Here is a 20,766-nt window from a genome sequence, read left to right on the forward strand (position 1 = left end):
TTGGGCACGACAAGGTGTCGTCGTGCACGGTGGTTGCTTCCTGGTGATGGGCGCACTGCCGTGGCCGGCGCCTTGCCCGCCCGGCGCCAGATCGAGGTTTCCAAAGGCCCTTCGGCCTTTGGCGGGGAGTGGCTTGGAGAGGGGCGGCGCCCCTCTCCAACAACCCGCCGCGCAACCTCAATCGATGCTCTCAAGCAGCTCGCACAGCGTCGCGCAGCGCGGTGCCAGGTCCTGCCACAGCACGTGCTCGAACGGCGCATGCGCGCCTGCCCCTGTGCAGCCCAGCCCGTCCAGCGTTGGTACGCCGATCGCCGCGGTGAAGTTGCCATCCGACCCGCCGCCCCGATGCTGCTTCGGCAGGGTGTAGCCATGCCGTGCCGCGATACCGTGCGCCATCTCGTAGAGCGCCGTGATTTCGGGCGTCTCCACCATCGGCGGGCGGTTCATGCCGCCGGTCACCTCGATGCGGATGCCGTGCGCTTCCCCCGCCATGGCGTGGATCAGGCGCTCGATGCGCTCACCGTCGGGAACGGTCGCGACACGGCAGTCGATCTCGCAGCCGGCCTCGGGCGGAACGACGTTCGGGCGCGTACCGCCCCAGATCGGCGCGACGTTGGTGGTGGTGCCGCCGGGCAGGTCAGTCAGGTCGTGGATCTCGAGGATCTTCCGCGCCAGGGCCACCACGGCGCTGCGCCCGTCCTGCCAGTTGCCGCCGGCATGGGCTGACACGCCGTGCACCTTCATCACGAAACGGCCGACACCCTTGCGCGCGGTGACGCAGGCGCCGTTCGGGCCGCCGGCAGGTTCCGGGATCAGCACGGCGCGCGCACCGGTCGCGGCCTTCTCGATCGGCGCGCGGGATGTCGGGCTGCCCACTTCCTCATCCGGCGTCAGCAGCAGGATGATCGGGCGCTTCGTCTTCACCTTCTGGCGAAGGATCTCCCGAACGGCATGGAAGGCGAAGAAGGACCCGGCCTTCATGTCATAAATGCCAGGGCCGTGTGCCTTGGCGCCATCCACCTTCCACGGCATGGAGGTGGCAAGCGTGCCGTGGTCCCACACTGTATCGAGATGACCGGCGACGACGACAGGCGCACCCTCACCCGGCGTCCGGGCAATGAGCGTGTCGCCATAGCCGTCATAGCCCGGCATTCGTTCCAGCGCCGCTCCGACCGCGGCCAGCTCCGCCTGCGCCTTGTCGATCAGCCCGTTCACTGCCTTGGGATCGGTGGTCGGCGTCTCATGCACCACCCAGCCCTTGAGTTCATCGAGGATGCGTTCGGAGGAGCCAAGCTGGGTCTGGGGCATGGCGGCGGTATCCCTGGGCTGTGCTGGGCGGGCTTCTGGCAGCGGGGTTTTCTCTTGTCCATCCTGGACAGGGCCGTTAACGACCCTGCCGCAGCGCAGCAGGGGGCCTCCGCCGCTCATGGCCGAATCCTACGCCTTCGAGGACCTCTCCGTCGGCATGACCGCGAAGTTCTCCAAGACCGTCACCGAGGCTGACATCGTGCTGTTCGCCGCCGTGACCGGCGACACCAACCCGATGCACCTCGACGCCGAGTACGCCGCGACCTCGATCTTCAAGGAGCGTATCGCCCACGGCATGCTCGCCGCGGGGCTGATCACGAAAGTGCTGGGCACGCAGCTCCCCGGGCCCGGCACCATCTACCTTTCGCAAAGCCTGCAGTTCCGCGCGCCGGTGCGGATCGGGGAAACGGTGACGGCCACCGTCGAGGTCACGGCGCTTCATGCCGAGAAGCACCGCGCCACGCTGCGCACCATCTGCACCGTGAAGGGCAAGCCGGTGCTGGAAGGGGAGGCTTATGTCTCCGTCCCGTCCCGCGCGCAGGCGGCGGCCCAGGCGGCGGAGTAGCATCATGCGTCGTGTCTGCGTGTTCTGCGCGTCCTCCATGGGGTCGCGCCCCGATTATGCGGAGGCCGCCGAGGCCCTCGGCCGGGCGATCGCCAAGCGCGGCCTCGGCCTCGTCTATGGCGGCGGCGCCGTCGGGCTGATGGGCGTCGTCTCCCGCGCCGTGATCGCCGCCGGCGGCGAGGTCATCGGCATCATCCCGCACGGGCTGGTCGTGCGGGAGGCGGGCAGCCGCGACCTGATGGACCTGCGCGTCGTCGGGTCGATGCACGAACGCAAGGCGATGATGGCCGAGCTGTCCGACGGCTTCGTCGTGCTGCCCGGCGGCTACGGCACGCTGGAGGAAGCGGTCGAGGCGCTGACCTGGCTGCAGCTCGGCATCCACGGAAAGGGTGTGGTCTTCGTCGATACGCTGGGCTTCTGGCAGAAGCAGATGGCCATGCTGGACCACATGACCGAGGAAGGGCTCCTGAAGGCCGACATGCGCGCCATGGCGCTGCTCGCGCCGGATCCCGAGGCGGCGCTCGACCGGCTCGCGACCTTCACGCCGCCGGTCGTGCCACGCTGGCTGCTGCCGGGCGAGGCGTGATGATCATCACCGACTGGCGCCGGGTGCCGCCCCAGGCGCGCGGCGCCACCGTCGCGCTGGGCAACATGGATGGCGTGCATCTCGGCCATGCCGCGGTGCTGCGCGCGGCGCACGCGGCGCGGCCCGACCTGAAACTCGCCGCCCTCACCTTCGAGCCGCATCCGCGCGAGCATTTCCGCCCCGACGATCCGCCCTTCAGGCTGACGCTGCTGCCGGCGAAGGCGGCGGCGCTGGAAGCGGCGGGGGCGGCGATCGTCTTCGCACTGCCATTCGACGACGCCTTCGCCGCGATGCCTGCCGAGGGTTTCGTCGAGGAAGTGCTGCACCGGGGAATCGGCGCGAAGCATCTCGCCTGCGGCGCGGATTTCGCGTTCGGCCACCGCCGCGGCGGTGACGTGGAACTCCTCGCAAGGGAGGCCGAGAAGCGCGGCATGGGGCTGTCCATCGTCCCGCATGTGATGCAGGACGGGGAGGCCATCTCCTCCACGCTCATCCGCCGGCTGCTCCAGGACGGCTACCCCGAGCGGGCTGCCGAGAAGCTCGGGCGCCCATGGGAAGTTCGCGGCACCGTGGTGCATGGTGACAAGCTGGGCCGTGTGCTCGGCTGGCCCACGGCGAATATGTGGCTTGGCCGGCACCTCGAGCCTGCGCGCGGCGTCTATGCCGTGACGGTGGCGCTGCCGGACGGCTCGGAAGCGAAGGGGGTTGCGAATGTCGGCCGCCGCCCGACGCTCGGCGGCGACCCGGAGACCCGGCTCGAGACCTTCATCTTCGACTATGGCGGTGATCTCTACGGCAAGGAGATCGGCGTTCGGCTGGTGCGCTTCCTGCGGCCCGACGCGAAGTTCGCGGGGCTGGAGGAGTTGAAGGCCGCGATCGCACAGGACGTGGAGGATGCGAAGGCCGCGCTGGCGTAGGGCATGCGCGTTCTCTGCACGCACGCTACCGCCTTCAGCCTTCTGCTTCGCGGGCATCGTCACGCGACCGGATGATTCCCTCTGACGGTGGTGTGCACCAGTGTGCCGACCGCGAAGCACGCTAATGGTCGGCCCCGCGCTTCCACTGGCGCGCCAGGGCTGACACGATCGGGCGGCGCGACCGCGCCTGATCGTCGAGTAGCTCTACCAAGGAAACGCCGGCATGAGTTCCCATCCCACCGACAAGCGAACCACCGTCCCCAGCATCCTCGCCCGCAAGGGCGGCCGCCCCATCGTCGCCCTGACCGCCTACAGCGCGCTGACCGCGCGGATGGTCGATGCGCATGCCGATGTGATCCTCGTCGGCGACAGCCTCGCCATGGTCGAGCACGGCATGGACTCGACGCTCGGCCTGACGCTCGACGTGATGATCCTGCATGGCAGAAGCGTGATGCGCGGCGCACGCAAGGCGCTGGTCGTCGTCGACATGCCCTTCGGCAGCTATGAGGAAAGCCGCGAGCAGGCCTTCCGCAACGCCGCCCGGCTGCTCGGCGAGACCGGCTGCACCGCGGTGAAGCTCGAAGGCGGCGTCGGCATGGCGGACACGATCGCCTTCCTGACCGCACGGGGCATCCCGGTGATGGCGCATATTGGCCTGACGCCGCAATCGGTGATGACGATCGGCGGCTTCCGCACCCAGGGCCGCCAGGAGGCGGACTGGCCGGCGATCGAGGCCGACGCGGCCGCCGTGGCCGAAGCAGGCGCCTTCTCCGTGGTGCTGGAAGGGCTCGTCGAGCCGCTCGCCGCGAAGATCACGGGTGCGGTGCCGATCCCGACCATCGGCATCGGCGCCTCGGCACAGTGCGACGGACAGATCCTGGTGCTCGAGGACATGCTCGGCTTCTCGCCACGCGTTCCACGCTTCGTGCGGCGGTTCGGCGGGCTCGGCGAAGCCGCCGACAAGGCGATCGCCGAGTATGCGCGCGCTGTGGCCGATCGCAGCTTTCCGGGGGCGGCCGAGGTCTACTCGATGAAGGCCTGAGCGGCGGCGGCGCTGCGCTACGGAGCGGTTGAAGTGCCATAGGCGCGAATGTCGAATCAGAGAGGGGCGCCGCCCCTCTCCGAACCTCACCCCGCCAGGCCATGGATGGCCTGGACCGCCAGGACTTGGCGCCGAGCGCGGAGGCCGATTCTGCTGATCTCAAACCCCTTCAATGCGCATGCCGTGTCATGACGATACTCCTGCCCTGCGCGCGAAGTGCCAGGTCAAGGTTTGCAAAGGCCCTTCGGCCTTTGCCGGGGTGGGGTTCGGGAAGGGGCAGAGCCCCTTCCTGATCCGACCGCTATCGCCAGTCTCCGCGCGAATGGGGCTTCGCCCCTCGCGGTTCCAACGAAGAACCTCAGCCGCTGATCGCCATCCCCGTCGCCGGATCGAACACATGCAGGTTGTCGGGGTCCGGCCGGATCGCCACCGCATCGTCGATCGCGGCGCGGTGGGATGCCCGCACCTCCGCCGTGACACGGAGCTTCGGCGCCAGTTCCACCTCGATCAGCCGCTCGCTGCCGATCAGTTCCACGATCCAGACCTTGCCCGGGATCGATCCCAGTGTGCCGGCCGGCACGATCGTCACATCCTGCGGGCGCACGCCGAGGATGACGTCGGCCGGCGCACCCGCAGGCAGCGTGATAGGCAGTGCCGTTCCCGCGACGGACAACGCGCCGTCCTCCCACCGCGCGGGGATCAGGTTCATCGGCGGCGTGCCGATGAAGCCCGCGACGAACAGGTTGGCGGGCTTGCCGTAGACCTCCTCCGGCGTGCCGATCTGCTGCACCACGCCTTCGTTCATCACCACGACCAGATCGGACATGGTCATGGCTTCGAGCTGGTCGTGCGTGACGTAGATGGTCGTGGTGCCGAGATCGAGGTGGAAGCGGCGCAATTCCCCGCGCATCGTGGCGCGCAGCTTGGCGTCGAGGTTCGACAGCGGCTCGTCCATCAGGAAGATGTCCGGCCGGCGTACCATAGCCCGGCCGAGGGCCACGCGCTGCCGCTGGCCACCGGAAAGCTGCTTCGGCTTACGCGTCAGCAGATGGAGGATCTCCAGAACCTTGGCGACGGCGCCGACCTTGTCCTGCTTCTCGGCCTTCGGCGTGCCGCGGACCTCCAAGCCGTAGCCGATGTTCCGCGCCACATCCATCGTCGGATAGAGCGCATAGGATTGGAACACCATCGCAATATTGCGCTCGCCCGGTGGCAGCGTGTCCACGCGACGGTCGCCGAAGCGGATCTCGCCGGCGGTCGCCTTCTCCAAGCCGGCGATCATCCGCAACAGCGTCGTCTTGCCGCAGCCCGACGGTCCCAGCAGCGTCACGAACTGCCGTGACGGCACACGCAGGTCCAGCGCCTTCAGCACATGGTTGGACCCGAAGGACTTGGACAGCCCCTGAACAACGACATCCGTCATCCCTTCACCGCCCCCGCGCCGAAACCCGCCACCAGATGGCGCTGCATGAACCCGAACAGGATGGCCATGGGCAGCGTCATCAGCACGGATGACGCCATCATCAGGGCCCAGTCGACATGGGTGCCGTCGAAGAAATGCATCACGCCGACGGTCAGCGGCAGGTTCTCCATGGTGTTCATGAAGACGCGGCCGAACAGGTAGTCGTTCCAGGACACGATGAGCGAGAAGATCGACGCGGCGATGATGCCCGGCAGCGCCACCGGCAACACGATCTGTCGGAACACCTGGAGGCGGGATGCACCGTCGACCAGCGCGGCCTCCTCGATCTCGATCGGCACGCCGCGGAAGAACGCCCACATCAGCCACAGGCAGAAGGGCAGGGTGATGCAGACATAGCCGAGGATCAGCGAGAACAGCGTGTCCGTCAGGTCGAGCGACACCATCGTCAAGAACATCGGGAAGACGAAGATCACGCTCGGCACCATGTAGCCGAGGATGGCGATATAGGGCACCGCGCGCTGCCCCCAGAAGCGGAAGCGCGTCAGCGAATAGGCGGCGAGCGTCGCCACCGTGATGGAGATGATCGTCGACCCCACCGAGACGATGATCGAGTTGCCGAACCAGGTCAGGAAGTAGGCCGAGGGCGCGACGCCCGCGCCAGGCGCGCTCGCGACGGAACCGCCGAACAGTAATTCGCGATAGGCCTCGAAGGTGATGTTCTCCGGCCACAGCGTCGGCGGCCAGCGGAAGATCTCGTCCTTCGGCTTGAGGCTGGTCGAGATCGCCCAGAGCAGCGGGAAGCACACCACGAAGGTGATGGCGCCAAGCACGGCATAGAGGATGGCGGCGGCCCAGGGTCTCATGCGGCCTTGTCCTCCCGCCCGAAGCCCGAGACGCGGATGTAGAGCATCGACCCGGCAAGGAGCAGCAGCAGCATGATGACGCCCGCCGCGGCGCCGACACCCATCCGGAGATTGGCGATCGACTGGTCGAAGGCATAGAGCGCGAGGTTGTAGGTCGAGGTCCCTGGCCCGCCGCGTGTCAGCAGGTAGATCTCTTCGAACTTGTTGAAGGTCCAGATGGTGCGGAAGACGATCACCACCGCCAGCACCTCGGCGAGCTGAGGCAGGGTGATGTCGCGGAAGCGGCGGAAGGCACCGGCGCCGTCCACCTTCGCCGCGTCATACAGCTCGGTCGGGATGGTCTGGAGCCGCGCGAGCACGACGATGACGACGAAGGGCGTGTACTTCCACACGTTCAGCAGGATGGCACTGGTCATCGCCATGGTCGGCGTGGACAGCCAGGCGATGCGGTCGTCGATCACGCCGGCAGACATCAGCAGGTGGTTGACGATGCCGATCTCGGAATTGAACAGCCAGCGCCAGTTCAGCGCGATAACGACCGTCGGCACGATGTAGGGGAACAGCAGCAATCCGCGAAAGGCGTTCATGCCCTTCAGCGGCTGGTGCAGCAGCATCGCGAGCCCGACGCCGATCACCGCCTGCAGCACCGTGGACCAGCCGGTCCAGACGATGGCCTGCCAGAAGCTTTCCCAGAAAAGCGGGTCCTCCAGCACGAACAGGTAGTTGTCCAGCCCGACGAAGGGCTGGTCGTCCGGCCGCAGCGGGTTGTAGCGGACGAAGGAAAGCCGCACCGCCTCGGCGATCGGCCAGACGAGGAAGACCGCGACCGCGAGGATGAGGGGGAGCATGAACAGCACCCCCACCTGGCGGTCGGACAGGCGAAACTTCATCCGAGCAGGCGCCGGTTCTCGCGGCGAATGTCCTCGAACTGGCGATGGCCCCATTCCACCGCGGCGCGCGGGTTCTCGTTGTTCACCAGGATGCGCTGCGCGACCTGCGACCAGACGTTGCGGCCGTGGCCGATGCCGGCGAGCGGATTGATGCCCTTCTTCAGCTCATGGCCGGAGTTGCAGGCGTAGGGGACGAAGCCCGTGAAAATCACGTCCACGCTGCGCTTCTTCTCCCGGTACATCGGGTTGTTCAGCAGGTCGGGCGCCGTCGCCTGGTCCTTGAAGACCGGGCCGACATTGGGGAACAGGCTGTTGGCGTAGCGCACCATCCATTCGGTGCTGTTCATCACATGCGCCATCGCTTCCTTCGCCTCGCGGATGAAGGGGTTGTTCTGGCGCGGCATGATGAAGCCGTTGATGTCGGTCCAGGACCATCGCGCGCCGGTGCGCGGATGGGCCGGGTTCAGGTAGTACTCCATCTTCTCGTAGATCGGCTTCGCCTCGTCGAAGGCGCGGCCCATGGTGCGGCCCCAGTAGAAGCTGCTGCCGGTCCGGCCCGTCACATGCTGGTCCACGACCTGCAGAAAGCTGAACTCCACCGCCGAGCGCGGCATCGTCGCGTAGAGCTCCTTGATGAACTCATAGGCCTCGATGGTGGCGGGGCTGTTGAAGGTCGTCTCGAAGCTGCGGGTGGGATCCCAGGTCTGGCCGCCTGCCTGCCAGATGAGCTGCTGGATGTGGTAGTCGCCGCAGAGGTTTCGGCCGAGCGCCATGGTGAATCCGGCGCTGCCCTGCCGCTTCGCCTGGATGGCCTTGGCACCGTTCAGCAGATCGTTCCAGGTCCAGTTGGTCGGGTCGGACAGCCCGGCTTCCTGCCGCGCATCGTCCTGCATGATGAACAGGCAGCCCTGGTGATGCAGCGGCACGGCGTATTGCGTGCCCTTCCAGGTGCCGAAATCATCGACGGTGAAGCCCTCGACCAGCCGTTCCCGCGCGCGGATCGCGGTGTTCACGTCCTGCAGCGGCTCCAGCAGTCCCTCGGCGGCGAGCTGGTAGGCGATCGGGCTTTCCACGCTGATCAGCGCCGGCGGGCGGCGGGCCGCGAGGTCCGTGGCGAGCTTGGTGTAGACCGCATCCCAGGCGATCTGCTCGGATTCGAAGCGCAGGCCGGGCGCGTTGCGCTGCGCCCACTCATTCAGCCCGTTGGTGAAGACGCCGATATAGGGGCCGGGCTCGCCCCAGACCCGGGCAACGCGCTCCCGTGTCTGGGCATAGGCGGGCGTTGCGAGCGGCGTCGTGCCAGCCGTGGCCAGGCCGGCCGCCAGCGCCCCACGGCGCGTCAGACGAAGCGTCATGATGTCGGTTCCTTCCCTCTCGGCTGGTCGTCCGCCCGTGAGGGAGGCGCCGCGCCTTTGTTGCGCAAAGCGTATGGGTCGCGGGCGCCAGCGGTCAATGCCGACGCCGCCGCGGACCCCACGCTTTCGTCATCTCTGAAGCGATCTCGCGGCTGCACAATCGCTGTTAGCGTGCATGACCTGGCAGGCTATCGTCGCGCCATTGCGCGACCCCCGCTTCGATGGGTACGCGAAACGCCGGGGATAGCAGCATGGCAGACAAGCTTTGGGTCGGGGCCAGTGGCGCCAACTGGGCGGTGCCCGACAACTGGAGCCCGCCGGGCGTGCCCGCCAGCGGCGACACCGTGACCATCCCGGCCAGCAGCGTGAATGCGAGCGGCGTGACGCTGGACGGGCTGACGATCAATCTGAATTCCAGCGATTCCAGCAATCCCGCGACGATCATCTTCTCCAATGCCAATGTCGCCACGGCGACGACGACCTTCGTCGCCACGGGCACCCAAGCCGCCATCCACGTCCATGGCACGCTGTCCCTGGCCGGGACCATCGAGGCCGCGCAACCGGGCGGGTCGTTCGACATCAATGGGATCGGGCAGCTGACGATCGAGGCCGGGGCGCAGGTGACGGCCGGGCCTGGCCAGTTCCTGATGCTCAACGTGGCGCAGGGTGTGGTGAATGACGGCGCGGTGTCGATCAGTGGCGGCGGGCTGAACCTCGGCGCGGCATCCGGCAGCGGCACCGTCACACTTGCCGCGGGCGCGCATCTCTACGCCGCCGGCGCGATCCAGAGCGATCAGACGATCGTCTTCGCGGATGCGACCAGCGTGATCACGTTGCCGGACCCCGGCACCTTCCAGGCCACGCTGTCGGGCTTGCGGCCGGGCGACGTCATCGCCGTGCCCGGCGCCGACATCGACACCGCCACCTACGACCCCGTCGGTCAGACGCTCACGCTGCTGGCCCGGGGCACGACCGTCGCCGTCATCCCGGTGGACGCGCCGGTCGAGACACTGACGCTCAACCCCGAACTGGTCGCCAGCGGCGGCACCCGTGTCTACACCTCCGACGCGACGCGGGTCTGGAATGGCGGCACGGGCGCCTGGTTCGACGACGCGAACTGGACCACCGAGGGCTCGGCACCGGCGTCGATGCCGGTTGCGGGAGACAAGGCCGTCATCGACGGTGGCCTTGCGACCATCGATGCGGATGGCGTCGCGCAATACGGCGCCGTGCACGACATGACCTTCGTGCTGGGCGGCGACGTGGCCGATCCGGGAACGCTCAGTGTCACGAACTTCACGCTCGACCAGCCCAGCTCGATCTCGGTCACGGGCGATGCGCAGCACGGCGTCGTGCAGCTGTCGGGCGCGAATACCTTCCTCGGCGAGGTGTCCGTCCTGTCGCGGCTGGGCAGCCTGACCTTCCAGCTCGACAGCGATGCGTCGCTGCTGATCGACAACACCGGCTTCCTCGTCGGGCCGTCCGGCACCATGGTCTTCGCCGGTGGCGACGTCACCAATGACGGGCTGATCACCGTGCTCGGCCGCTTCGTGCTGGATCAGGATGCCTCGCTCGACGGCGTCGGGCTGATCGACATCGTCGATGGCGGCGTCGTCAGCATCGATGGTGCCGTCGGCGACCGGCAGACCATCCATTTCGGCGACCACAAGGGCACGCTGATCCTCGGCGACCTCGGTACCTTCGAGGCCCAGATCAACGAATTCCAGCAGGGCGACGTCATCATCGTCGAGAACATCGTCGCCAATCGCGGCGTGTACGATTCCGGGGATGGCGTCCTGACGCTCTACAACGACCAGACCGAGGTCGGCAGCGTCTGGGTCTGGGCCGGCACGGTCTTCGATTCCGACGTGGGCACCAACTTCCAGGTCCATGCGGACGGCAATGGCGGCACGCAAATCACCTACGTCAACGATCCGCTGACCGTCGACCTGTCGATCCCCGTCGCCGCGCTGGGCACCGCGACGGAGAAGGTGACGCTGCGCGAGCTTCTGGTGAACGCCTTCGGCGAGGTGCCGGCGGGCTTCACGGGGTTCACGCTGTCCATTGCCTCCACGGACCAGCAGTCGGGCCCGAATGAATCCTATTGGGGCCAGCCGCAGCAGACACCGCCCGGCGCGGGCGTCGATCCCGCCTGGTATGTCAACGGCACGCGCGTGACAGCCGACACGGCATCGCTGGCGCAGATCGACGCCTCGCAGATCGACGAGGTCGAGTTCCTCGTCGGCAACGAGATACCCGCCAATGCCTGGTTCGCCGTCACCACCGCGACAGATACGGCCGGCAACGCCACACAGATCACGCGCTACAACATGTGGAGCGTCGATCCGCTGGTGAATACCTACCAGGCCGGACAGGCGCCGGTCGGGCCATCCGCGATGGTCAACTCCGTCGCGACCTACTGGAACATCTACAACGACGTCCAGAACTACGACAATTGCAACTGGATCGCGGACAATGTGGCGGCCGGCCTTGGCGCCACCATGCCGTACCAGAACTTCAGCAACGACCCTATGGAGAACCGCTCGGGCGGCTTCTGGCGCATCGTCCACAACGGCGTAGAGGACCCGGTCGCCGACTGGTCCACGCTGGTCCAGCCCGGCGACGTGGTGCGCATGGGCTGGCAGAGCGTCGATACCGACGATGGCTGGGCCTATCTGAACTGGCACACCACCACGATCTATGAGGTGACGCCCGACCCCGATGGCGGCGCGAACGTCATCACCGTGTACGACAACATCCAGTATCGCGGCGACACCAGCTATATCGGGCCGCACCAGGCGACCTACTGGACCGACACCGTCCCGGAAAGCATCACGATCTACCGCCTGGACACGGACGGCCAGTATCTGATCGAGGGCAACAGCGCCGGCGAATACATCCACGGCACGGTCTTCAACGACCTGATCCGTCCGGTCGGCGGTGGCGCCACCGTGACGGGCGGGCCGGGCGACGACGAGATCGAGGGCACGCTCGCCAATCTGAACGGCGCGACGCTGACCGATTTCACGCTCGGCGACTGGCTCGAAATCACCGACCTCGACCCGAATTCGGCCGCCGTCACCTTCAACCCGACCAACGACCTGCTGACCGTCTACAGCAATGGTGCGGCCGTCGCGTCCTTCACGCTGCCGGCCTGGACCCTGGGCGACAGCTTCATCGTCGGCGCGGATGACGATGGCGGCACCCGCATCCACATGGCGCACGAAGCACGGACGGAGATCGCGGACTCCGCCTTCCTCGACGCCAATGGCTGGTCCTACACCAACGAGACCGACCCCGCCGCGGCTTTCGGCTACACGCCGGAGGAGGTCTCCCCCGCCGCGGGCGAGGGCAAGATCGTCATGGGCCTGATGCTTCAGCGCGCCAACGATCCCGCCGCGCTGCTGGAGATGGGTTGGGCCGACCGCCAGAAGGCGCTTGCCGCGATGGAAGCGGATGGCACGCTCTGGACCACCTATGGCGCGGACCAGCAGGCCTATGACGCCATCCTCCAGGATCTGCAGGACCAGGGCATCACCGTGCTCGGCGAGGATGACGGCTACGTCTCCTCCGCCGCCTCGCGCACCATTTGGGTCGAGCTCAACGCCCACGAGTTCAAGGAGGTGTTCGGCGCCGACCTCCTTGCCGGGAACAATGACGACCGCGGCCGCACGCTGTTCTGGAACGGCGACCTGGCCGTGCCCGAAAGCTGGAACTCGGCGGTCGCGGCGCTCTGGCTCGACAGCAACGCCATCCCGATCGTCGACAACGTGGCGCAGGGCACGCCCTGGACGCCGCCCCAGGGCGCGCAGAGCATCGGCAACGCCAATACCGGCGCGCCGGCGCTGACACCGCAGCAGATCGCCGCGCTCTACAACTTCCCGATCCTCGATCCGGCGGCGGTGACCGGCACGATCGGCGTGCTGGAACCGCTGATCGGCGATGCCGTGCCGGCGGGCTCCCCCGAGGGCTATTTCCAGGCCGCCTTCGAGGCTTATCGCGCGTCGCTCGGCATCGACAACGCCGCCACGCCCTTCCGCTACTATGTCGCCGCCAATGGCGGCACGACCTACAGCGACGCGCATGCCGGCGAGCGCAGCATGGATGTCGGCATCCTCACCGCCATCAACCCCAACGCCAATCTCGGCCTCTATGTCGGCTCGGGGAACGACCAGCGGACCTACTATTCCGCCTTCCAGAGCGCGATCTGGGACCTGGAGAACAATCCCGGCATCCTGACCTCCTCCTTCATGGATTTCGTGTCCAGCGCGCCGGATTCGCCCTATCTCGCCGCCTATCGCGAACTGTTCGTGGACGCCGCGCTGCGCAACATGACGCTGTTCTCGGCGGCCGATGATGGCGGATCGAGCGACAGCATCCCGAACGGCCTCACCAACGTCATCCAGGCGCATACCAGCCCTTATGCGGTGCTGGTCGGCGGCACCTCCCTCAGCACGGCCGGCACCGCGGCCGGCGACCCGACGCTCTCGACGATCATCGCGCAGGCGACCGCCGGCGACCTCGCGACGCTGCGCATGCTGGTCGCCGCCGGCATGACCGATCTGCCGCAGGAAGCGACGGCCCTGTCCCGCACCATCGAGACGGTGTGGAACCAGATCGTGCTCAACGGCACGACCTTCCCTGCCGGCGCCGGCTACTATGATGCAGCGGCGGGCGTCGGCGGTGTGGACGTGACGACGCCGACGCCGTCCTACCAGTCGGATTACGGGCTCGATCCGGTCGATGCGGCGACGGGCGATGGCGGGCGCGGCGTGCCGGATGTGTCGGCGGCATCGGGCGGCAACCTCACCTACTACACGCCGAATGGCGACCTGACCCTGCCGCCGACCGACTGGTCCGGCGGCTACGGCACCAGCGCCGCGGCGCCCCTCTGGGCGGCGCTGGCGGCGCAGATCAACACGATCTTCCTGGACCAGGGCCTGCCGCGGCTCGGCTACATGAACGACCTGCTCTATGCCGCGGCGGTGGTGGCGCCGGCATCCTTCAACGACATCACCCTCGGCAACAACATCGCGTCCTTCAACTGGGGCGGAGAGTATACCTCCGCGACCGACCCCTTCGTCGCGATCCCCGAGGATACCAACCAGATCACGCCGACTGGCCTCGGCTACGAAGCCGGACGGGGCTACGATTATGTCACGGGCCTCGGTTCGCCGAATGGTGTGCTGCTGGCCCGCGCGCTGACCGCCATCGCCCATGCGCAGATGAACGATGACACGCCGGCGATGCTGACGGCGGGGGAGGAGAGCGGCTGGACCGCGACGGTCGCGCAGTCGCTCCTCATCCAGCCGATGCTGACCGCGCGCGGCACGGTCCGTGTGCGCGCGGGTGACGAGATCCGCGCCCTCGAGATCGGCGCGAGCGATGCCTATGCCTGGTCCAGTCAATTCGCCCAGCAGGTTCTGCAGCCGCATTTCTCATCGGCGCTGGTGGTCGCTTTCGATCGCCAGTCCCAGGGCACGGCGCTGGAAGCGCAGCTCACGGCGGAGGCGACCTTCCTGCTTGCCCTCGACAATGTCGACATGGCGGCGCCGCAGGCCGCGCTGTCCAATGCCTATGGCTTCGTGGACTTCATGTCGGATGGTCAGGCGGTGCGCGCGGCCCGCGCCGTCGCGGTCGCGGAAACCGCCGGCGCCGCGGATGATCAGGTCGCGATCGTGCGCATCCGGCAGAACGGCGTGAACGACAGTTCCCTGCTGTTCTATCGCGTCGATGATTTCGCCGGGACGGTCGATGGCCTGGCGCCGGGCGACGCCGGCTATGAGGCCGCGACCCTGGCGCGCGCCTATGCGACCGCTGCGGGCGGCACGTGGGTCGATGGGCCCGGCTATGGCGAGTATGGGGAGGCGCGCCTTCTGGACGTGGATGCCGGCGACCTCGTTGCCATGCGCCTGCGCTCGGACGGCCACGACTTCTACGCCTTCGCCCAGGCCAATGAGGTGGCCGAGGGGCGCCATGTCGGCCATTTGTGGAACTACGGCCTCAACACCTGGGGGTGGGAGGACGTTCACGGCGGCGGCGACCAGGACTACAACGACATGGTCGTCCAGCTCGATTTCACGAGCGCGGCGGGGAGCGGCTGGCTGGCGTAGCGGTCGCCTCCGCCGCCGGTTCGCGCTCGGCGAGGCGCAGGCTGCGCCTCAGCCAGGCCGCGAAGGCCCGGACTGTGGACCGCCCGGCCGCGATCTCCGTCATGACGAGGTGATACCCGGTGCCGTCGTCCAGCACGGCGGCGAAGGGGCGCACCAGCCGGCCCTCGGCGATCGCCTGGTCCACCAGGACGCCCCACGTCACGGCGAGACCCTGCCCGGCTTCGGCGGCGGCCAGCGCCAGGGCCGTTTCATCGAAACGCGGCCCTGATCCGGCGAGCTTCGGGTCCAGCCCCGCCGCCTGCAGCCAGTTCGCCCAATGTGGCCGCTCCGCGTAGTGCAGCAGCGTATGCCGCGCGAGGAACTCCGCGGCCGGCAGGGCCCGTGCCTGCTCGGTCCACAGCGCCGGGGCGCAGACCGGGTACATCACCTCGCGCGTCAGCGGCTCGACGACATGACCCGGCCAGTCGCCCGTACCGGTGCGGACGGCGACGTCCACATCCGATCCATGCAGCTGCACGAAATATCGGTGACTTTCGAGCAGCACGTCGATCCAGGGATGGTGACGGACGAAATCGTCGATGCGCGGGGCAAGCACGCGCATCGCGAAGGTGCGGGGCGCGTTGATCACCAGCGTGGTGCGGCTGCGCGGTTGGCCGATGCGCATCAGCCCGGTTTCGAGCTGGTCGAGACCGCGCCGGACGTAGTCCGCCAGCAGGTCGCCGGCCTCGGTCAGCCGCAGTCCGCGGGGGCCGCGGCGGAACAGCGGTTCCTGCAGCCGGTCCTCCAGCGCCTTGATCTGGCGGCTGACCGCACCCTGCGTGATGCCGAGCTCGGACGCCGCCCGGCCCATGTTGAGATGCCGCGCCGCAGCGTCGAAAATACGAAGGGAGGCCAGGGGCAGCCCGGCCACGCCATTACCTGGGCTCATGGCTCGGCACAGTATCCGGCATCTGCACGTGCCGCCAGACTCCGCCCAGACTTCGTTCCGAAACACAGGACCAGCCCTGCATGACCGACGCCGGCCGCTTCGACCCCGTGACCCTCCAGATTTTGTGGAGCCGGCTGATCTCCATCGCCGACGAGGCCGCCGCGGCGCTGCACCGCACGTCCTTCTCGACCATCGTGCGGGAATCGAACGACTTCGCGACCGTGCTGATGGATGCGGAGGGCGCGAGCCTGGCCGAGAATTCGATCGGCATCCCGAGCTTCGTCGGCCTGCTGCCGCGCACGCTGAAGCACATGCTGGCCGAGATCCCGAAGGAGGAGCTGAAGCCCGGCGACGTGCTGATCACCAACGATCCCTGGATGGCGACGGGGCATCTGCTGGACATCACCACCGTTTCCCCGGTGTTCCGCGGCGACAAGCTGGTCGGCTTCGCGGGCGCGACCTCCCACATGCCGGATATCGGCGGCGTGCTGTGGTCGGCCGATTGCCAGGAAGTGCTGGAGGAAGGCATCCGCATCCTGCCGACCAAGCTGTATGACGGCGGGAAAGAGAACCGCGAGCTGACGCGCATGATCCGCGCGAATGTCCGCGTCGCCGACCAGGTGATGGGCGACATCGCGGCGCAGGTCACGGCGCAGTCGGTTTGCGCGCGGCGGCTGCTGGAATTCCTCGACGATACCGGCCTCGAAGACCTGACGGAGCTGTCCGCCACGCTCCAGGCCCGCGCGGATTCGGCGATGCGCAAGGCGATCAGCGCCCTGCCCGACGGTACCTGGCACCATGTGATCCACGCCGATGGCTATGAGGACATGGAAACCCGCATCGAGTGCGCGGTGACCGTGAAGGGCGATACGCTGACGGTGGATTACGCTGGCACCTCCGCGCAGATCGCGCGCGGGCTGAACAGCGTGATGAACTACACCTATGCGTATTCGGTCTATCCGCTGAAATGCGCGCTGGACCCCGATACGCCCCGCAATGAGGGCAGCTATCGCGCCGTGACGGTGACGGCGCCGGAGGGGTCGATCCTGAACCCGCGCTACCCCGCGGCGGTGAATGCTCGGCATCTGACGGGGCTGTTCCTGTCGGGCGCGATCTATGGCTGCCTCGCGCAGGTTGTGCCGGAGAAGGTGATCGCGGACAGCTCCTCGCCGTCGCCGCGGCCAGTGACGACCGGCCGCGACCGGCGTGGCGAACGCTTCTCACAGGTGCTGTTCGGCAGCGGCGGCATGGGCGCTGGCGCCGGTCGCGACGGGCTGAACGCGACGGCCTTCCCGACGAATTCCGGGTCGGGCTCCATCGAAGCCTTCGAATCCAGCACGCCCGTCGTCGTGTGGCGCAAGGATTTGCTGGCCGATAGCGGCGGCGCGGGCGAGTGGCGCGGCGGGCTCGGCCAGGAAGTCGAGATCGAGGTGATGAGCGACGAGCCGGTGCGCCTGTCGCTGGTGTCCGACCGCATGAAGCACCCGGCGGGCGGCCTTGGTGGCGGCGCGGCCGGCGCGCCGGCGCTCGCGCAGTTGCAGGACGGCCGCAAGCCGCATCCGAAGGGCCGGTCGATGCTGCAGCCCGGCGACCGGCTGACGATGCATTACGGCGGTGGCGGCGGGTACGGCGACCCGGCGAAGCGCGATCCCGCGGCGCTCGATCGCGACGTCGAGGACGGCTATGTCACGCCCGAGGCCGCGCAGCGCCACTATGGTCGGCGCGGCTAAGATGAGGATCGCGCGCCGCGCCCTGCTCGCGGCCAGCCTCGCGACACCGGCCGTCGCGCAGGCGCTGCGGACGATCCGACTGATCGTGCCCTTCGCGCCGGGCGGCGGGTCGGACACGCTGGCGCGGCTGCTCGCGCCGGCGCTCGGGGCGGCGCTGGGCGGTGCCTCCGTCGTCGTCGAGAACCGCGCCGGCGCCGGCAGCCAGATCGGCGCCGAGGCGGTGATGCGCAGCGCGCCCGACGGCACGACGCTGCTGCTGGGCGACACGCCGCTCGTCACCATCCCCGCGTTGCAGGCCGCGGCTGGCCGGCCGGTGCCGTTCCAGGCCGCCGTCGATTTCACGCCGATCGCGGCGATCGCCGCGGCACCCGCGCTGATCCTCGTCGCGCAGAACGCGCCCTGGCGCGACACGCGCGAGATGCTGGCCGCCGCGCGGGCGCGGCCCGGCACGATCAACGTCGCCTCCGGTGGCGTCGCCACCAGCACGCATCTGATGATCGAGCTGCTGCAACTGCGCAGCGGCGTGCAGGTGACGCATGTGCCCTATCGCGGCACCGGCGCGGCGATCCAGGACCTGCTGTCCGGCCAGGTCCAGGCGATGATCCAGGCGATGGCGACCGCCGCGCCGCTGGTCGCCGCCGGGCAGATGCGCGTGATCGGCGTCGCGGCGGATCACAGGCTGGCTGAACTGCCGGATGCGCCGACGCTGCGGGAGCAGGGCATCGACCTCGTCTCCGCCTTCTGGTGGGGCGTGCTCGGTCCGCCAGGCATGGCGGCGCCGCTGGTCGACACGCTGAGCACGGCGTTGCAGGCGGCCATGGCGTCGGAATCAGTGTCCTCGCGCCTACCGACGCTCGGTCTCGAACGGCTGACCCTCGGCCCCACTCCCTTCCGCGACATGCTGGCCGCCGAGACGGCCCGCTGGCGCGACGTAGTCCAGACAGCAGGAATCAAGCCTGAATGACGTCTCCCTCCCTGCGCATCGGCGTCGATGTCGGCGGTACCTTCACCGATTTCGTCCTGGTGGATGAGGCGAAGTCCCGCGTCCTGACCGGCAAGCGGCTGACCACGCCGGACGATCCTGGCCGCGCCATCCTGGACGGCATCACCCGCCTGCTGGGCGAGGCCGGGGCGACCATCGACGATGTGCGCCAAGTGGTGCACGGCACGACGCTGGTGACGAACACGGTCATCGAGCGCAAGGGCGCGCGGATCGGCCTGATCACCACCAAGGGCTTCCGCGACAACCTCGAGATGGGGCGCGAGATGCGCTACGATCTCTACGACCTCGCCCTGGAGAAGCCCGAGCCGCTGGTGCCGCGTCCGCGCCGCCATGCGGTGACCGAGCGGCTGAGCGCGCAGGGCGACATCCTGCGTCCGCTGGATGAGGCCGAGGTGCGCGCCGCCGCGCAGGCGCTGAAGGCGCAGCAGGTCGAGGCCGTCGCGGTCTGCCTGCTGCATTCCTATCTGGACCCGTCGCATGAACGCCGCATCGGCGCGATGCTGGCCGAGGAACTGCCCGGCGTGCCGGTGACGCTATCATCCGACGTCGCGCCTGAGATCCGCGAGTATGAGCGCGCCAACACGGCCTGCGTGAACGCCTACGTCCTGCCGCTGATGGACCGGTATCTCGCGAAGCTGGAGGAAGAACTGCACCGGCGCGGGTTGCGCGGGCCGCTGCATCTGATGCTGTCGGCCGGCGGAACCGCGACGGTGCGCTACGCCCGCTCCAACCCGGTGCAGCTCATCGAAAGCGGTCCGGCGGCTGGCGCCACGGCGGCGATGCATGTCGGCGCGGCCTGCGGGTTGTCGGAGATGATCTCCTTCGACATGGGCGGCACCACCGCGAAGATGTGCCTGATCGAAGGGGGCGAGGCAGAGCATTCCTCGACCTTCGAGGCGGCGCGCGTGAAGCGGTTCCGCAAGGGATCGGGCCTGCCGCTAAAGGTGCCGGTGATCGACCTGATCGAGATCGGCGCCGGTGGCGGGTCCATCGCCGCGGTGAATGCGATGGGGCTGCTGACGGTGGGGCCGGAGAGCGCGGGCTCTGTGCCCGGCCCGGTCTGCTACGGCCGTGGCGGTCGTCGCCCGACGGTGACGGATGCCGACCTGCTGCTGGGCTATCTCTCGCCCGACTACTTCCTGGGCGGCGAGATGGGGCTGGATCGCGAGGCGGTGGAATCCGCGGTGCGCGACGACCTCGCCGGCCCGCTGGGCATGTCGGTTGATCAGGTCGCCGCCGGCATCCACGCCGTGGTGAATGAGAACATGGCCGCGGCGACGCGCATGTACATCGCGGAGAAGGGGCGTGATCCGCGCCGCTACGCGCTTCTCGCCTTCGGCGGTGCCGGGCCGGTGCATGCCTATGGCCTCGCGAAGCTGCTGAAGCTGCGGCGCATCGTCGTGCCGGCGGGCGCCGGCGTGGCCTCGGCGCTCGGCTTTCTCGTCGCAGCCCCCGCCATCGACTTGGTGCGCAGCGGCGTGCGCCGGCTGTCCTCGGTCGATTGGGCGGAGGTCGCGAAGCACTACGCCGAGATGGAAGCGGAATCGCGCACGCTGCTGGTCGAGACCGGCGCGGCGGAAGGCGACGTCGCGTTCCGCCGCAGCGCGGATATGCGCTATGTCGGCCAGGGCTTCGACATCGCCGTGCCGCTGCCCGATACGCTGACGCCCGAGAGCGTCGAGGCGGCGTTCCTCGATGCCTATGAGCGCCTGTTCGACCGCCGTATCGAGGGGCTGCCGATCGAGGTGCTGTCCTGGCGCCTCGCCGCCAGCGCGAGCCGCCCGACGGTGCCGGCGACGCTCGGCGCGAGCATCGAGGGCGCGGCGAAGAAGGGTGAGCGCGATATCTGGTTCCCGCAGACCGGCCGCAAGCCCTGCGCCGTCTACGACCGCTACCGGATGCAGCCCGGCGTGACACTGCGCGGGCCGGCGGTGGTCGAGGAACGCGAATCCACCACTGTCATCGGGCCCGACTGCGATTTCGGCCTGGATGCCCACGGCAATCTCGTCATCGACATCGACGCGGCCGACGCCGCCTGAGGGG

The 20,766-nt window shown here is 68.4% G+C and carries 14 protein-coding genes; 8 read left to right on the top strand and 6 right to left on the bottom strand.

Annotated features, from left to right (window positions below):
* Positions 1-177 precede the first annotated feature (177 nt).
* A complete protein-coding gene (locus GXW78_RS16750; protein ID WP_211869981.1) occupies positions 178-1,308 on the bottom strand; it encodes a M20 family metallopeptidase in 1,131 nt (376 codons plus the stop codon).
* 118 nt (positions 1,309-1,426) lie between these two features.
* Between GXW78_RS16750 and GXW78_RS16755 the strand changes: the two genes are divergently transcribed.
* The 4 genes from GXW78_RS16755 (at position 1,427) to panB (ending at position 4,418) form a co-directional block, all read left to right on the top strand.
* Positions 1,427-1,873 carry a MaoC family dehydratase gene (locus GXW78_RS16755; RefSeq protein WP_211869982.1) on the top strand — a complete coding sequence of 149 codons (447 nt, stop codon included), beginning with the start codon at positions 1,427-1,429 and terminating at the stop codon, positions 1,871-1,873.
* Positions 1,874-1,877: 4 nt separating this feature from the next.
* On the top strand, positions 1,878-2,459 hold the full coding sequence (locus tag GXW78_RS16760; RefSeq protein WP_211869983.1) for an LOG family protein: 582 nt from the start codon (positions 1,878-1,880) through the stop codon (positions 2,457-2,459).
* On the top strand, positions 2,459-3,376 hold the full coding sequence (locus GXW78_RS16765) for a bifunctional riboflavin kinase/FAD synthetase (RefSeq protein WP_211869984.1): 918 nt from the start codon (positions 2,459-2,461) through the stop codon (positions 3,374-3,376). The genes GXW78_RS16760 and GXW78_RS16765 overlap by 1 nt, the downstream gene beginning before the upstream one ends.
* A 223-nt stretch (positions 3,377-3,599) precedes the next feature.
* Positions 3,600-4,418 (top strand): 3-methyl-2-oxobutanoate hydroxymethyltransferase, encoded by an 819-nt coding sequence (panB, locus tag GXW78_RS16770; protein WP_211869985.1) that lies wholly within the window; start codon positions 3,600-3,602, stop codon positions 4,416-4,418.
* Between the two features lie 358 nt (positions 4,419-4,776).
* Here the strand turns inward: panB and GXW78_RS16775 are convergent, their stop codons facing one another.
* Genes GXW78_RS16775 through GXW78_RS16790 form a run of 4 tightly spaced genes read right to left on the bottom strand, consistent with a single transcriptional unit; the run spans position 4,777 to position 8,949 of the window.
* On the bottom strand, positions 4,777-5,841 hold the full coding sequence (locus GXW78_RS16775; RefSeq protein WP_211869986.1) for an ABC transporter ATP-binding protein: 1,065 nt from the start codon (positions 5,839-5,841) through the stop codon (positions 4,777-4,779).
* Positions 5,838-6,704: a carbohydrate ABC transporter permease gene (locus tag GXW78_RS16780; RefSeq protein WP_211869987.1), complete on the bottom strand. Its 867-nt coding sequence runs from the start codon at positions 6,702-6,704 to the stop codon at positions 5,838-5,840. Before GXW78_RS16780 ends, GXW78_RS16775 begins: the two co-directional genes overlap by 4 nt.
* Positions 6,701-7,594 (bottom strand): carbohydrate ABC transporter permease, encoded by an 894-nt coding sequence (locus GXW78_RS16785; RefSeq protein ID WP_211869988.1) that lies wholly within the window; start codon positions 7,592-7,594, stop codon positions 6,701-6,703. The genes GXW78_RS16780 and GXW78_RS16785 overlap by 4 nt, the downstream gene beginning before the upstream one ends.
* The gene (locus GXW78_RS16790) at positions 7,591-8,949 is read right to left on the bottom strand and encodes an ABC transporter substrate-binding protein (RefSeq protein WP_211869989.1); all 1,359 of its coding nucleotides are present in this window, start codon (positions 8,947-8,949) and stop codon (positions 7,591-7,593) included. The genes GXW78_RS16785 and GXW78_RS16790 overlap by 4 nt, the downstream gene beginning before the upstream one ends.
* A gap of 251 nt (positions 8,950-9,200) precedes the next feature.
* On the opposite strand from GXW78_RS16790, the gene GXW78_RS16795 reads away from it, so the two are divergent.
* The gene (locus GXW78_RS16795) at positions 9,201-15,062 is read left to right on the top strand and encodes a hypothetical protein (protein WP_211869990.1); all 5,862 of its coding nucleotides are present in this window, start codon (positions 9,201-9,203) and stop codon (positions 15,060-15,062) included.
* Here the strand turns inward: GXW78_RS16795 and GXW78_RS16800 are convergent.
* Positions 15,028-15,990, bottom strand: a complete 963-nt coding sequence (locus GXW78_RS16800) for a LysR substrate-binding domain-containing protein (RefSeq protein ID WP_211869991.1) — start codon at positions 15,988-15,990, stop codon at positions 15,028-15,030. The genes GXW78_RS16795 and GXW78_RS16800 overlap by 35 nt on opposite strands.
* 80 nt (positions 15,991-16,070) lie before the next feature.
* Here GXW78_RS16800 and GXW78_RS16805 point away from each other — a divergent pair, with 80 nt between their 5' ends.
* From GXW78_RS16805 to GXW78_RS16815, 3 genes are read left to right on the top strand one after another with little or no spacing between them, the layout of a single operon-like run.
* Positions 16,071-17,720 carry a hydantoinase B/oxoprolinase family protein gene (locus tag GXW78_RS16805; RefSeq protein WP_211869992.1) on the top strand — a complete coding sequence of 550 codons (1,650 nt, stop codon included), beginning with the start codon at positions 16,071-16,073 and terminating at the stop codon, positions 17,718-17,720.
* Position 17,721: 1 nt separating this feature from the next.
* The gene (locus GXW78_RS16810; RefSeq protein WP_211869993.1) at positions 17,722-18,684 is read left to right on the top strand and encodes a Bug family tripartite tricarboxylate transporter substrate binding protein; all 963 of its coding nucleotides are present in this window, start codon (positions 17,722-17,724) and stop codon (positions 18,682-18,684) included.
* The gene (locus GXW78_RS16815) at positions 18,681-20,762 is read left to right on the top strand and encodes a hydantoinase/oxoprolinase family protein (protein ID WP_211869994.1); all 2,082 of its coding nucleotides are present in this window, start codon (positions 18,681-18,683) and stop codon (positions 20,760-20,762) included. The genes GXW78_RS16810 and GXW78_RS16815 overlap by 4 nt, the downstream gene beginning before the upstream one ends.
* Positions 20,763-20,766: the final 4 nt, after the last annotated feature.

Origin of the sequence: Neoroseomonas terrae, from assembly GCF_018129025.1 — a bacterium.
Classification (GTDB): Bacteria; Pseudomonadota; Alphaproteobacteria; order Acetobacterales; family Acetobacteraceae; genus Neoroseomonas; species Neoroseomonas terrae.